The sequence below is a fragment of the Candidatus Methylomirabilota bacterium genome (assembly GCA_036001065.1).
Lineage (GTDB): Bacteria > Methylomirabilota > Methylomirabilia > Rokubacteriales > CSP1-6 > MNEF01.
The window spans coordinates 12,735-25,948 of record DASYUQ010000003.1 but is presented as its reverse complement, the minus strand read 5'-3'; the positions used below and the strand labels follow the sequence as shown (position 1 = coordinate 25,948).

At 70.5% G+C, this 13,214-nt stretch carries 14 protein-coding genes; 12 read left to right on the top strand and 2 right to left on the bottom strand.

The window, feature by feature from the left end; all coding sequences use genetic code 11:
• The first annotated feature begins 1 nt into the window (after nucleotide 1).
• Both VGV13_00460 and VGV13_00455 read left to right on the top strand, forming a co-directional pair.
• The gene (locus VGV13_00460) at nucleotides 2-1,327 is read left to right on the top strand and encodes a pitrilysin family protein (GenBank protein HEV8639553.1); all 1,326 of its coding nucleotides are present in this window, start codon (nucleotides 2-4) and stop codon (nucleotides 1,325-1,327) included.
• Complete coding sequence (locus VGV13_00455) at nucleotides 1,324-2,634, top strand: pitrilysin family protein (protein ID HEV8639552.1); 1,311 nt, start codon at nucleotides 1,324-1,326, stop codon at nucleotides 2,632-2,634. Before VGV13_00460 ends, VGV13_00455 begins: the two co-directional genes overlap by 4 nt.
• A gap of 3 nt (nucleotides 2,635-2,637) precedes the next feature.
• Here the strand turns inward: VGV13_00455 and VGV13_00450 are convergent, their stop codons facing one another.
• Nucleotides 2,638-2,877, bottom strand: a complete 240-nt coding sequence (locus tag VGV13_00450; GenBank protein ID HEV8639551.1) for a hypothetical protein — start codon at nucleotides 2,875-2,877, stop codon at nucleotides 2,638-2,640.
• A gap of 199 nt (nucleotides 2,878-3,076) precedes the next feature.
• On the opposite strand from VGV13_00450, the gene VGV13_00445 reads away from it, so the two are divergent.
• From VGV13_00445 to VGV13_00430, 4 genes are all read left to right on the top strand, one after another.
• Nucleotides 3,077-3,916 carry a VacJ family lipoprotein gene (locus VGV13_00445; protein HEV8639550.1) on the top strand — a complete coding sequence of 280 codons (840 nt, stop codon included), beginning with the start codon at nucleotides 3,077-3,079 and terminating at the stop codon, nucleotides 3,914-3,916.
• Nucleotides 3,917-3,938: 22 nt separating this feature from the next.
• Entirely contained in the window at nucleotides 3,939-4,853 is a 915-nt protein-coding gene (locus VGV13_00440; protein ID HEV8639549.1) for a c-type cytochrome, read from the top strand.
• Nucleotides 4,854-5,098: 245 nt separating this feature from the next.
• Nucleotides 5,099-5,377, top strand: a complete 279-nt coding sequence (locus tag VGV13_00435; protein ID HEV8639548.1) for a hypothetical protein — start codon at nucleotides 5,099-5,101, stop codon at nucleotides 5,375-5,377.
• 38 nt (nucleotides 5,378-5,415) lie between these two features.
• Nucleotides 5,416-5,622, top strand: a complete 207-nt coding sequence (locus VGV13_00430) for a hypothetical protein (protein ID HEV8639547.1) — start codon at nucleotides 5,416-5,418, stop codon at nucleotides 5,620-5,622.
• 31 nt (nucleotides 5,623-5,653) lie between these two features.
• Here the strand turns inward: VGV13_00430 and metH are convergent, their stop codons facing one another.
• On the bottom strand, nucleotides 5,654-9,055 hold the full coding sequence (gene metH / locus VGV13_00425) for a methionine synthase (protein ID HEV8639546.1): 3,402 nt from the start codon (nucleotides 9,053-9,055) through the stop codon (nucleotides 5,654-5,656).
• A gap of 19 nt (nucleotides 9,056-9,074) precedes the next feature.
• On the opposite strand from metH, the gene VGV13_00420 reads away from it, so the two are divergent.
• The 6 genes from VGV13_00420 to VGV13_00395 are packed head-to-tail and all read left to right on the top strand — an operon-like array spanning nucleotide 9,075 to nucleotide 13,118.
• Nucleotides 9,075-10,274: a CaiB/BaiF CoA-transferase family protein gene (locus VGV13_00420; protein ID HEV8639545.1), complete on the top strand. Its 1,200-nt coding sequence runs from the start codon at nucleotides 9,075-9,077 to the stop codon at nucleotides 10,272-10,274.
• Nucleotides 10,275-10,283: 9 nt separating this feature from the next.
• Nucleotides 10,284-10,577 (top strand): hypothetical protein, encoded by a 294-nt coding sequence (locus VGV13_00415; GenBank protein ID HEV8639544.1) that lies wholly within the window; start codon nucleotides 10,284-10,286, stop codon nucleotides 10,575-10,577.
• A gap of 30 nt (nucleotides 10,578-10,607) precedes the next feature.
• Complete coding sequence (locus VGV13_00410) at nucleotides 10,608-11,954, top strand: hypothetical protein (protein ID HEV8639543.1); 1,347 nt, start codon at nucleotides 10,608-10,610, stop codon at nucleotides 11,952-11,954.
• A 25-nt stretch (nucleotides 11,955-11,979) separates the two neighbouring features.
• Nucleotides 11,980-12,222, top strand: coding sequence for a carboxymuconolactone decarboxylase family protein (locus VGV13_00405; GenBank protein ID HEV8639542.1), 243 nt, complete (start codon nucleotides 11,980-11,982; stop codon nucleotides 12,220-12,222).
• 36 nt (nucleotides 12,223-12,258) lie between these two features.
• Nucleotides 12,259-12,510: a hypothetical protein gene (locus VGV13_00400; GenBank protein HEV8639541.1), complete on the top strand. Its 252-nt coding sequence runs from the start codon at nucleotides 12,259-12,261 to the stop codon at nucleotides 12,508-12,510.
• Nucleotides 12,507-13,118, top strand: a complete 612-nt coding sequence (locus VGV13_00395; GenBank protein ID HEV8639540.1) for a retropepsin-like aspartic protease — start codon at nucleotides 12,507-12,509, stop codon at nucleotides 13,116-13,118. The genes VGV13_00400 and VGV13_00395 overlap by 4 nt, the downstream gene beginning before the upstream one ends.
• The last annotated feature ends 96 nt before the right edge of the window (nucleotides 13,119-13,214 follow it).

The window sequence follows — 13,214 nt, the reverse complement described above, 5'->3', positions numbered from 1 at the left end:
CGTGCGGCGCAGCCTGCTGGTCGCGGCGGCGGTCGTCGGCCTGGGCGGCTGCGCGCTGAGTGCCGGCGCGCCGTCGGCGGGCGCCCCCGGCCCGAGCCGGGAGGTGCTGCCGAACGGGGTGGTGCTCATCACGCAGGAGCATCGGGCCAGCGACGTGGTGGCGCTCCAGCTCTGGGTGCGGGTGGGCGGGCGCGACGAGTCGGGCGACGAGCTGGGCCTCTCGCATTACCTGGAGCACATGCTCTTCAAGGGCACGCCCACGCGCCCGCCGGGGTCGATCGACGCCTTCATCGAGGGGCTGGGCGGCCAGAGCAACGCGTTCACCACCTACGACTACACGCATTACGACGTCGTGCTGCCGGCCCAGCACTTGGCCGAGGGCGTCGAACTGCTCGTGGACATCGCCGTGAACGCGAGCTTCGAGCAGGAGGAGCTCGACGCCGAGCGCAAGGTGGTGTTCGAGGAGATGCGGCTCACCGAGGACAATCCCGACCGCTACATGCTTCGACGTCTCTACGAGCTGGCCTACACGCCGCACCCCTACGGCCGCCCGATCCTGGGCACCCCGGAGCTGATCGGCGGACTCACGCGCGCGCGCCTCCGCGCCTACTACAAGAAGTACTACGCGCCCGCCAACATGACGCTCGTCGTCGTGGGCGCCGTCCGGCCCGACGAGATGCGCGGGGTCGCCCAGGCCACCTTCGGCCGCTTGACCGCCGGCGGTTCGCCCCGGCCCGCCAGCCCCCCCCCGCCCGTGCTCGAGACCCGCCGCCGGCTCGACGTGCCGCGGGCCGAGCAGCAGGCGTATCTCGGGCTCGCCTGGCGCGTGGCGCCGACCAACGAGCCCGACGTCTACGCGGTGGATCTCCTCACCTACATCCTGGGCGAGGGGCCCAGCTCGCGGCTCAGCCAGGCGCTGCGCGAGCGGGAGCGGCTCGTCTTCGCCATCGAGGCGGGGTACGGCGCCTGGGAGAAGGCGGGTCTGGTCACGGTCATCGCGCGCCTCGACCCGGCCAACCTGGACCGGGCCGAGGCGTCCGTTCTCGAGACGCTGCGGAGAGTCCGCGCCGAAGGCGTCACCGAGGCGGAGCGCCAGCGCGCGATCGTCACCGCCGAGTCCATTTACGCCTTCGACATCGAGACCGCCGAGGGCGTGGCCAAGACGTACGGCCAGGCCGAGACGACGTGGACGCTGGACAACGAGCTGGCGTATCTCTCGCGGCTCCGGCAGGTGACGGCCGCCGAGATCCAGGCGGTGGCCCGCAAGTACTTCGGCGCCGACAACTATGCGCGGGTCCGGTTCGTGCCGAGGGCAGGCGCGCGGTGAGCGCGCGTGGCGGCGGCGCCGTCCTGGCCCTGGTCCTCTGCGCGCTGGCCTGGCCCGGCGCGGCCCCGGCGGCCGAGGCGCCGCTGCGCGAGCGGCTCGACAACGGGTTGACGGTGCTCGTCCGCGAGAACCCGCTGGCCCCCGTGGTGGCCGTGTCTCTCCTCGTGAGGATGGGCGTCCGTTGGGAGTCCGCCGACACCGCCGGGATCTCGAACTTCGTCCACGCCGTCATGGTCAAGGGCACGGCCAAGCGGAGCGGCGCCGAGCTGGCGGAGGCGATCGCCGCGCTGGGGGGCAAGATCAGCGCAGCGGGCGACGTCGACTACTCGGGGATCAGCGCCACCGGGCTGGCGCGCTTCTGGCGGGAGCTGCTGATGCTGGTAGCGGAGCTGGCGCTGGAGCCGAAGCTCGCGTCCGACGAGGTGCGGATCGAGCGCGACTGGCTCCTGTCGCGCATCCAGCGCCAGCGCGACAGCCCCTCGGCGCACGCGTTCAACGTCTTCTACTCCACCCTGTACGGCGCCCACCCCTACGGCCTGCCCGCGCTGGGCACGCCGGCGTCGCTGGCGCGCATCGACCACGCCGCCCTCGTCGCCTTCTACCGGGCCTTCTATCGCCCGGAGCGGATGGTCCTCGCGGTCAGCGGCCAGGTGGGGGCGGACGAGGTGCTGGCCGAGGCGCGGCGGCTCTTCGGCGGGCGGCCGCGCGGCGGCGCCGTCGACGAGCCGTCCCATCCTTCGCCGGTGGCCGCCGCCCGCCGGGTCGTCGTTGAGCAGGCGGCGCAGCAGGCCCAGATCCTCGCCGGCAGTCTGGCGCCCTCGCTGGGGCATCGCGATCACGCGGCGGTGAAGGTGCTGGCTACCGTGCTGGGCGGCGGGATGGCCGGACGGCTCTTCACCGAGCTGCGCGACAAGCAGGCGCTCGCCTACACCGCCAGCGCCTTCTACGATCCCGTCCGCGAGCCTGGCGCGCTGGTCCTTTACCTGGGCACGGCCCCCCAGAACGCGGACCGCGCCGAGGCGGCGCTGCGGGCCGAGATCGAGCGCGTCCGCGCGCAGCCGGTGAGCGCCGGCGAGCTGCGCCGCGCCAAGGGCTATCTGCTCGGCAACTATGGGATGGACCGCCGCACCAGCGCACGACTGGCGTGGTACATGGCGTTCTACGAGGTGGAGGGGGTCGGCCAGGATTTCCCCGAGCGCTACCGCCGCGTCGTCCAGGCCGTGACCGCCGAGGATCTCCTGCGGGTCGCTCGGACCTACCTCGGCGCGCTCACCATCGTCGTCCTTCGCCCGCCCCCGGGCCGCTGAGCCCTAGACGCCGTCCTCGCGGCGGGCGGCGCGCTCGCGCTCGGCCTCGCGGATCTCGTCGGCGAACATGCCGATGTGGAGCGGGCAGGGCGGCTTGTTCTCGTCGACGTACTGGCAGTCGGTCTGGTTGCACTGCACGAAGTACCCGGGGGCTCGCCCGAAGCCTCCCCACCGGCGGAGGCGGATGAGGACCTTCTCCGAGACGACCTCGCAATGGAACTCTCGCGCCTTGCCTCGAGCCATACGGTTGCCACCACCATACGTCATTCGCGGCGCGCGCACAACGTCGCTCGTGGGCCGCGCTCGATCGCGCGGCGGGATTTCGGTCGACACGCCTCCGGCTCCGCTATATCCTGTCGCCACGCCGGAGTCGATGCGGTGGTCATCGGGAGGGCCCGTTGTGCGTCCTCTGTTGAGCGGCATCGGTCGCGGATGCGGGGCCGTGGCTCTCCTCGCCGCCGTCGGCCTCCTGCTGGGCGGTTGCGGCAGTCTCTCGAAGGCGCTCCGGGTCGAGGCGCGCGCCGCCACCACGCCGGCGCCTTCCGAGTCCTTGCCGGCGGCCGCCGCCGACGAGCCCTCGAACTTCGCGGGGAAGAGCGGGGAGGAGCCCGCGCCCTCGACGGTCGCCCAGGCCACCACGCCCGCGAAGCCCGACACCCAGGAGGACGCTGAAACCGAAGCCTACGATCCCTGGGAGCCGTTCAACGACAAGATGTTCGAGTTCAATCTCCGGGTGGATCGCTACGTCCTCAAGCCGGCCGCGAACGTGTACCGGAAGATCATGCCCGAGCCGTTCCAGATCATCATCGCCAACGGGTTCGACAACATCCGCTGGGTGCCCCGCTTCGTCAACAGCCTGCTCCAGGGCAAGTTCGGCGGCGCCGGCCGCGAGGTCGCGCGTTTCCTCATCAACAGCACGGCCGGTATCGGCGGTCTCTTCGACCCCGCCAAGGACTACTGGGGCATCCGGCCCAGCAAGGAGGACTTCGGGCAGACGTTGGGCCTGTGGGGCGCCGGGGCCGGCCCCTTCCTCGTGCTGCCGTTTCTGCCGCCGATGACCGTGCGCGACGGGGTCGGCCGGGGCGTGGATACCTTCCTCGATCCCCTCTCGTACTTCGTACCGTTCTTCTGGGAGGGACTGGGAATGAAGGCGGGGGACATCCTCAACGAGCGCGCGCTCAACTACGAGCTCTTCCAGGGCGTCGAAGAGACGACGGTCGATCTGTACAGCTCCGTGCGGCACTTCTACCTCAGGCGCCGGGAACTGATGATCAACGAGTAGCCGCAGTCCGGAGGGTGCCGTCGTGGTTCGCTGGTGCGCGAGTGCGCTCGCTCTTGTCCCGCTCGTCCTTTCCTGGGTCGTCCTGTCCCGCGTGTCCGCGGCGCCGCCCGCCGAGCGTGACGTCAAGGCGGGGCAGGCGCTCTACGTTCAGTACTGTGCCGTGTGCCACGGCCAGAGCGGGCGCGGCGACGGCGTCTCGGCGGCGGGGTTCGCCACCAAGCCCGCTGATCTCACCGACGGCCGCCTGATGAATACGCTGCCGGACGAGTTCCACCTGAACGTCATCCTCGACGGCGGACCGGCCGAGGGACTGTCGCCGGGCATGCCGCCGTTTCGAGGCCATCTGAGCGAGGCCCAAGCGCGCCAGGTCATCGCCTACCTCCGCGGGCTCGCTCGGCCGCCGTTTCGGCCGGAGATGGCCCGGCCGCCGGTCAGCGCGCCCAACGCGCCGGCGCAGCCCATCTTCTTCAGCCACCTCATCCACGCCGGCTCGTTCCAGATCGCCTGCCAGTACTGCCACGCCGACGCGCGGCGCTCGGATTACGCGGGACTGCCCTCCGTCGAGCGCTGCATGGGCTGCCACAAGATCATCGGCGCGCAGGACAACCCCGAGATCGCCAAGATCCACGATTACTGGCGTCGCGGGGAGCCGATCCCCTGGGTGCGCGTCTTCAAGGTCCCCGAGTTCACGTATTTCCCGCACAAGGCGCACGTGCGCGCCGGGCTCGCCTGCCAGACATGTCACGGCCCGATCGAGCGGATGCGCGTGGTCGGCGCCGAGACCGGTCGCACGCTCGCCAACGACCTGATGAATCTCGTCGGTCTCAAGCCCGCGCCCCCGCCGCTGACGATGGGCTGGTGCGTGCAATGCCACCGCGAGCAGAACGCCGCCCGGGGCACGCAGGCCCCGCTCGACTGCATCACCTGCCACCACTAGATCCTCGGAGGGGGGCTTCGCCCCCCTTCCGATGCCTCCCCCCAGGAACGGCTGCGCGGGCAAAGCCCGCGCTCGAGCGGTGGCGGCTCCGACGCGCCACGAGGGACCGGGCCGGCTCTCCCAGACCTACGCGCCTGGCTGACACAATTTGTCAAAGGCGACCAGCCTGCGGGGCGCCAAGTGGCTGGAACTTCAGCACATCGCCGCTGGACCTCTTCTTGCTACTTCAGGGAGCGGAGGGTGTCATGATGAACTGCACCACGAGCGAGCGCGCGAAGCGTCACGCCCGGCGTCGAGGGATGAACGGGAACAACGTGGACCGGGAACCCGCGCCGAGGATTGTCTCCGTCTTCCGCCGACCGGACGACACCGTCTGCCACGCCCGCTGTGGGCGCCCGCTCTCGTTGCAGGGCGTGCGCGCCCTCCTCGAGGCCGACTTCTACTGTTACGTCTGTCTGACCCACGTCACCATCCCGCTATCGGTGCTCGACACGATGCCGGTGGTCGCCCAGGCCTCGTTCTAGCGTCATCGTCCCGCGCGTATAATCGTCCGCGAGGGACGATGTTCGCGCCGAACCAGCGGGTCAAGGTCAACCTCGCCAACCTGAAAATTCAGGGCGTCCTCTTCAGCCAAAACGTGCAGGAGGCGCTGGGGACGATCCTCGAGCACGTCTCCACCGATCCCTCCATCTACCGCGTCGAGCTGCTCTTTAGCTTCAAGGGCGTCAAGCGCGTCGAGGTGCCGGAGGACCGCATCCGCCCGGCGTGAGGCCGACGCCCGTGCCTCGTGACGCGCCTCGTCAGTCGGCCTTGAAGTACTTCGCCGCGGGGTGGTGGATGACCAGCGCGGAGACGGAGGCCTCGGGATCCATCATGAAGCCGTCCGTCAGCATGACGCCGATCTGCTCGGGTCGGAGGAGGCGCCAGAGGGTCGCCTGATCGGCGAGGTTGGGGCAGGCTGGATAACCGAACGACACCCGGATGCCGCGGTAGCGCGCTTTGAGCTTCTCGCTGATCGGCAGATCGGGCGGATCGGGGAAGCCCCACAGCGTGCGCAGCCGCGAATGCAGCATCTCGGCGAAGGCCTCGGCGCACTCGATGGCCAGCGCCTGCAGCGCGTGGGACTGCAGATATTCTCCGCGTTCCTTGAGCGCCTGCGCCCGCTCCCGGACGCCGGCCCCGCAGGTGACGGCGAAGAGCGCCACGCAGTCGTCGGTGTCGTCGCGGACGTAGTCGGCCAGGCACAGCCGCTCGCCAGCCGGTTGCCGGGGGAAGGTGAAGCGCGCCAGCTCGGCGCCGGCGGCATCGAAGAGCACGACGGTCTCGCCGGTGGCCCGGGCCCGGAACCATCGATAGATCCCCTGGGCCCCCAGCAGCCCGTTGCTCACGGCCTCGCCCTTGAGCTGCTCGACGACCTCGTGCAGCTCGCGGGCCTTGGCGTCGCCCTCGGCGAGCAGGCGCGTCACCAGCCCGCGCAGGCCCAGGTGCTTGCCGTAGAGCATCTGGAGGTTCAGATAGGGATAGATGTGGGTGAGCGGCACGTCGCGCAGGACGTGCGGCTCCAGATCCGGCGGCGGGGGAACCGGAACGCGCGCGAGGCCCGAGCGCGCCGGCCCCGGCGCCGGGGCCGGCGTGGCGCGCGTCTGGCCGCCATCGCCGGCCGCCAGCGCCGCCTGCTCGGCGCGCACACGCTCGAGGAGGGCGTCGCGCGTCGTCGCGGTGAACAGGCGATTGGCGAGCTCCAGCCCCTCCATCGCGTCCTTGGCGTAGATCGTCACGCCGGCGTGCTCGGGGGCGATCCGCGTCGCCGTGAACTTCTTGGTGAGCGCGGCGCCGCCGACGAATAATGGGATGTCGATGCCGGCCGCTCGAAAATCCTGGGCCGTAACGACCATCTGTTGGGCCGATTTGACCAGGAGTCCACTGAGGCCGATGGCGTCGGGCTTGTGCTCGTGGCAGGCGGCGATGAGCACCTCGGGCGGCACCTTGATGCCCAGGTTGATCACGCGGTAGCCGTTGTTCCCGAGGATGATCTCCACCAGGTTCTTGCCGATGTCGTGCACGTCGCCCTTGACGGTGGCGAGGATGAACGTTCCCCGCGTGGCCGACTCGGTCTTCTCCATGAAGGGCTCGAGGTGGGCGACCGCCACCTTCATCGCCTCCGCCGACTGGAGCACCTCGGCCACGATGAGCTGGTTGTCGTTGAAGAGGCGACCGACCTCGTCCATGCCGCGCATCAGCGGCCCGTTGATGATCTCGAGCGGCGAGGCCGCCGTGAGCTTCTCGTCGAGGTCCTCGATGAGCCCGTCGCGACTGCCCTCCACGATGTAGCGCGCCAGCCTCTCGTCGAGAGACAGCGAGCTCTTGACGGGCGCGACCTTCGTCTTGCCCCGGAAGTGCGCGGCGAACGCAGCCACCGGGTCCTGGCCCCGCCCGAAGATGAGGTCCTCGGCCAGCCGGCGCTCCTCCTCGGGGATCGACGGGTAGCGCTCGAGCCGCTCGGTGTTGACAATGGCGTAGTCGAGGCCCGCCTTCGTACAGTGGTAGAGGAACACCGCGTTGAGCACCTCGCGGCCCGCCGGGGGCAGCCCGAACGAGACGTTGGAGATGCCCAGGATCGTCTTGCCCTCCGGGAAGCGCTGCTTGATCAGGCGGACGCCTTCGATCGTCTCGACGGCCGACCCGACGTAGTTCTGATCGCCGGTGCCCACCGGGAAGACCAGGGGATCGAAGATCAGGTCGCCGGCTGGGATCCCGTGCCTCCCGGTGAGCAGGGCGCGGGAGCGCTCGGCGATGGCGAGCTTGCGGGCCCGCGTCACCGCCATGCCCTGCTGCTTGTCCTCGTCGATGCAGCCCACGATCGCCGCGGCGCCGTACGTCTTGAGCAGGGGGCAGACCTTCTCGAACCGCTCCTCGCCGTCCTCCAGGTTGATCGAGTTGACGATGGCCTTGCCCTGGCAGTAGCGGAGGGCCAGCTCGATCACCGCCGGATCGGTGGAGTCGATCATCAGCGGCACCTTCACCTTGCGGGCGATGTGGGCCATGAAGCGGTCGATGTCGGCGGCCTCGTCGCGGTCGGGATTGGCCAGACAGATGTCGAGCACCTGGGCTCCGCCCCGCACCTGGGCGCGGCCGATCTCGGCCGCCTCCTCGAACTGCTCGGCCACCACCAGCTCCTTGAAGCGCCGGGAGCCGATGACGTTCGTCCGCTCGCCGACGAAGATGGGGCGGTTGTCGTCCGTGGGATAGAGCACTTCGATGCCGCTCACCGCCAGCGGCTCGGCGGCGGCGGGGACGCGCGGCGGGCGGCCGCGTACCAGGGCGGCCAGGACCCGGATGTGGTCGGGCCTGGTGCCGCAGCAGCCCCCGACGATGTTCACCCAGCCCTCGTCGACGAAGCGTCGCATCTTGAAGGCCAGGCTCTCGGGCGTCTCGCCGTACTGCCCGCGCTCGTCGGGCAGCCCGGCGTTCGGGTAGACCGAGACGAAGCAGGTGGCGATCTGGGCGAGGGTGCGCAGATGATCGGTCATGAACTCCGGACCCGTCGCACAGTTCAAGCCGATCGAGACCAGGCCCAGGTGCTGGAGGGCGATGTAGAGAGCCTCCACACCCTGGCCGGCCAGCATCGTGCCCATGGGCTCGATGGTGGCGCTGACCATCAGGGGCAGCTCCGCACCCGTCTCCCGCAGGGCCCGGCGGATACCGACCGCCGCCGCCTTGACGTTGAGCGTGTCCTGCTGGGTCTCGAGCAGCAGCGCGTCCACGCCGCCGTCGATCAGGGCCCGGGCCTGCAGGGCGTAGGCCTGGTACACCTCGTCGAAGGTGACGTTGCGCGTGACCGAGATGGAGCGCGTGGACGGCCCCAGGGCGCCCACCACGAAGCGGTCGCCGGCCGCCTCCCGCGCCAGCCGGGCGCCGGCGCGCGCGATCTCCCCGGCGCGCTCGGCCAGGCCGTACTCGCCCAGCACGTAGGGCGCGCAGCCGAAGGTGTTCGTGGAGACGATCTCGGCGCCGGCGTCCAGATAGGCGGCGTGAATCGCCCGGATGACGTCGGGGCGGGTGAGGTTCAGGTGCTCGTTGCAGCCCTCGTACTGCGCGCCCCCGAAGTCCGCCGCGGTCAGGCTCCGGGCCTGGAGCATGGTGCCCATCGCCCCATCCAGGACCAGAATGCGCCGGGTCAGCGCCTCGCGGAGGCGGTTCATGGAGGTTATAGTAACGCACATGACACGCCCGGCCCTCGCGCTCGACGGCGTTCGCGTGCTCGATCTCTCCCGCGTCCTGGCCGGCCCCTTCTGCGCCATGCTGCTGGCCGACCTGGGCGCCGACGTCATCAAGATCGAGGACACCGGCGCCGGCGACGAGTCGCGCACCTGGCCACCGCACAAGGACGGCGAGTCGGCGGCCTACCTCGTCATCAACCGCAACAAGCGCGACATCGCGCTCGATCTCAAGGCTCGGGAGGGCGTGGACGTCTTCGGGCGGCTCGTCGCGCGGGCGGACGTCCTCATCGAGAACTTCCGTACGGGCACCATGGAGTCGTTCGGCCTGGGCTACGACACGCTGGCCGCGGCCAACCCCCGGCTGATCTACTGCTCCATCTCGGCCTTCGGGCGCACCGGCCCCCGCGCCGACGGCGCCGGCTACGAGGCGCTGATGCAGGCGTTCAGCGGCATCATGTCGATCACCGGCGAGCCCGACGGGCCGCCCGTGCGCTGCGGTGTGTCCTTCCTCGACCTCACCACCGGCATCCTGTGCGCTTTCGGCATCGTGAACGCCCTGCTGGCCCGGGCCAAGAGCGGGCTCGGCCAGCGCGTGGACGGCTCGCTGCTGGAGACGGCGGTGAGCCTGCTCAACTACCACGCGGAGGGCTATCTCCTCACCGGGGCCATTCCCCAGGCGCTCGGCTCCTCGCACCCGTCGCTCTCCCCCTACCGCAACTTCCGTTGCCAGGACGGGCAGTGGATCTTCATCGCCGGCGCCAACGACCGGTTCTGGCAACGGTTGGCGCCCGCGCTCGGGCGGCCCGATCTGGCGGCGGACGCGCGCTTCGCCACGAACATCGAGCGCGTCAGGCACCGCCAGGAGCTGGAGGCGGCGCTGGAGGAGGCCATCGCCGGTCACGAGCGGGAGCCGCTGCTGAAGATCCTCGAGGAGGCCGGCGTGCCCGCCACTCCCGTCAATACGGTGGACCAGGTGATGACCGACCCCCAGACGGCCGCCCGGGGGATCATCGAACGGATCGTGCATCCGAAGCTCGGCGAGATCCCGGTCGTGGGCACGCCCGTCAAGTTCTCGCGGATGCAGCCGGGGGTTCGCGCGCCGGCCCCGCTGCGCGGCGAGCATACCGACGCCGTGCTCGCCGAGTACGGCTACTCGGCGGCCGAGATCGCCGCCCTGCGCGCCAAGAAGGTCATCCTGTAGGAGGGACTCATGGCACGGCTCGAGATCCTCAATCCCGTGGCCAAGACAGTCGAATTCTCGGTCAAGCCGGCGCCGCGCCTGCGGGACTGGAGCGGCGTGACGCTCGGCCTCTACTGGAACATCAAGGCGGGCGGCGACTTCGCCCTCGACCGGACCGAGCAGCTCCTCCGCGAGAAGTTCCCCGGCGTCAAGTTCAAGCGCTACACCGGCTCCGTCGGCTGGCTCATGCGCCACTGCACGGCCGAGGACGCCGACCGCATCGCCTCGGAGGTGCACGCCGTCGTCGGCACCACCAACGACTGAGGGTCCTGCACGTCGTGGGGGGCCCACGACATGGTCGAGCTGGAGCGGCGGGGCATTCCCACCGTCATCTTCACCGCGCAGACATTCGTGCACGACGCCGAGCGCACCGCTGCCAGCCTCGGCCTGCCCGGTCTGCCGCTGGCCGTGGTGCCGCGGCCGTTCACCAACCAGAAGCCCGAGGCCGTGCACCAGATGGTGGAGGCGGCCTTCGAGCAGGTGATCGCGGGGCTCACCCGGCCGGTGCCCGAGTCCGGGGCCGTCGATCGCCCGGCGCTCGACGAGCGCCTCGCGTACGACGGCGAGGACGCCCTGGCCGCGTGGGAGGCGATGAACCGCGACTTCCGCACGCGCGGGTGGTCGGATGGCTTTCCGCTGGTGGCGCCGACCGAGCGCGCTGTCGCCGCGATGCTGAAGGGGACAAAGCGCGCCCCCGGTGAGCAGATCGCCACGCTCGAGCCCGGCTTCGGCATCGCCACCGTCGAGAAGCTCGCCATCAACGCCGTGATGGCCGGCGCCGGCCCCGAGCACCTGCCGCTCCTCATCGCCGCCGTGCGGTGTCTGGCCGAGCCCAAGATGTACATCCGCAACAAGGCGATGTCGACGGGGCCTCACGCCCCGCTCGTCCTCGTCAACGGTCCCCAGGGGCGTTACGCCGGGCTCAACTCGGGGATGTGCGCACTGGGACCGGGGGCGCCCTCGGCCAGCAACACGGTACTCGGCCGCGCCGTGCGGCTCACGATGATGAACGTCGGCCACACGTACGTCGGCGTCAGCGACATGGACACCATCGGCTCCCCGCTCAAGTACAGTCTCTGCTGCGCCGAGAACGAGAAGGAGAGCCCCTGGGAGCCCTACCACGTCACCCGGGGCTTCGCCAAGGAGGCCAGCGCGGTCACGGTGCACTTCGTCTACGGCATGTGCGAGCTGCACGACTTCCAGTCGACGACCCCCGAGCGGCTCGTCCAGGTCTTCGCCACCGCCGCCACCAACGTGGCCCAGGTGGGGACGGGCCTCTGGCTCATCGGCCGCCGCGCCGACCCCCGCTACAAGACGGAGGAGAAGGAGCACAACACGCTGTTCATCTGTCCCGAGCACGCCCAGATCTTCGCCAAGGCCGGCTGGGGGCGGGGCCAGATCCAGGAGGCGCTGCACCGCGCGGCGCGCCTGCCATTCGCGACGCTCATGCTCAACAAGGAGCCCAAGGCGATGGCGGTGGCGCATCCGGAGCTCGGGTGGCTGCACGATCATCCGGACTTGCCGCTGCCGGTCGTCGAGGACCCCGCCTGCTACGACATCGCGGTGGTCGGCGCCGCCGCCGGGCGGGGAGCCTACTTCTACGGCGCCGGCGAGCCGGTCACGATGCCGGTGGACGAGTGACGAAGCGCCCGACAAGGAGGGTCATATGGCCGTGGTGAATCCCGTTCCGAAAGACAAGGCCAGTGGAGACGTCAAGCCGATCTACGAGGACTTGACCAAGCGCTTCGGCCGCGTGCCGAACATCTTCGGCGTGATGGCCCACCGGCCGGACGTGCTGAAGAACTTCCTGCCCTTCTACGGGGCCGTCGTCACCCAGGGGACGGTCGAGCCCAAGCTGAAGGAGTTCGCCTACCTGAAGGTCTCGATGGTCAACGGCTGCGAGTACTGAACCCGGGCGCACACCGCTTCGTCGAAGCGGGTGGGCGTGACGGAGGAGCAGATCCGGGCGTTGACGTTCTACGAGCGCAGCCCGTTGTTCGACGACCGGGAGAAGGCGGTCATCCTCTACGCCGACCGGCTGACTCGTGGGGCGGCCGCCGTCCGGGACGGCACGCTGCAGGAGCTGCGCCAGCACTTCAGCGAGGACCAGATCGTCGAGCTGACGCTGGTGATCTGCGCCGCCAATTTCACCAACCGGTTCAACGACGGCCTCCGGGTCGAGCCCGATCTCGGATGAAGGTCGAAGGACGTTACGGCCAAGCTGCCGCTCGCACCACGGCCATACTGGTGCTCGTGGTGGCGGCGCTGGCGGCGCCGGGCGGCGCGGGGGCGCAGCTCTATCGGTGGACGGACGGCGAGGGGATCACGCGCTACACGAACGATCCCGCGACCATCCCGCCCGACCATCGCGCCACCGCGCGTGACATCGGCAGCCCCCAGTCGCGTCCGGAGGCGCCGCGTCCGGCCGTGGGGTCCACGGTGCTTTCGTTCATGCCGGGCGGCGCGATCACGGCGGCCGTCCATCTCAACGGCACGCCGCTGACGCTCGTGCTCGACACGGGCGCCGACCGCACGGTGCTGTCGCCCGCCGCCGTCGCGCGCGCCGGCGTCGACGCCGAGAGCGGCCGCGTCGTGGAGATCGTCGGCGCCACGGGGCGCGCGGCGGCGCGCGAGGTGACGATCCCGCGGCTCGACGTGGTCGGCGCCCGCGTAGGGCCGCTGGCGATCATCGTCCACAACGTCGGGGTCGCCGGGGTGGACGGCCTGCTCGGCCGCGACGTGCTCGACTACTTCACGCTGACGGTGGACACGGCCGCCGGCCGGGCCATCCTCACGCCGCGGTAACAGGCTGTCGGCGAATGGCGCGAGCTCACTGCGACCACTGCTCGCCGTTTCGAGCGCCGGCTTCGCCGGCGCAACATGGTTCGGAGGGGGCCGTGA

Excerpts from the sequence above, each read along its gene's own strand:
- VGV13_00450 (HEV8639551.1), bottom strand. The coding sequence starts at position 2,877 with ATGGCTCGAGGCAAGGCGCGAGAGTTCCATTGCGAGGTCGTCTCGGAG.
- VGV13_00435 (HEV8639548.1), top strand. The coding sequence starts at position 5,099 with ATGATGAACTGCACCACGAGCGAGCGCGCGAAGCGTCACGCCCGGCGT.
- VGV13_00430 (HEV8639547.1), top strand. The coding sequence starts at position 5,416 with ATGTTCGCGCCGAACCAGCGGGTCAAGGTCAACCTCGCCAACCTGAAA.
- metH (HEV8639546.1), bottom strand. The coding sequence starts at position 9,055 with ATGAACCGCCTCCGCGAGGCGCTGACCCGGCGCATTCTGGTCCTGGAT.
- VGV13_00420 (HEV8639545.1), top strand. The coding sequence starts at position 9,075 with ATGACACGCCCGGCCCTCGCGCTCGACGGCGTTCGCGTGCTCGATCTC.
- VGV13_00415 (HEV8639544.1), top strand. The coding sequence starts at position 10,284 with ATGGCACGGCTCGAGATCCTCAATCCCGTGGCCAAGACAGTCGAATTC.
- VGV13_00410 (HEV8639543.1), top strand. The coding sequence starts at position 10,608 with ATGGTCGAGCTGGAGCGGCGGGGCATTCCCACCGTCATCTTCACCGCG.
- VGV13_00405 (HEV8639542.1), top strand. The coding sequence starts at position 11,980 with ATGGCCGTGGTGAATCCCGTTCCGAAAGACAAGGCCAGTGGAGACGTC.
- VGV13_00395 (HEV8639540.1), top strand. The coding sequence starts at position 12,507 with ATGAAGGTCGAAGGACGTTACGGCCAAGCTGCCGCTCGCACCACGGCC.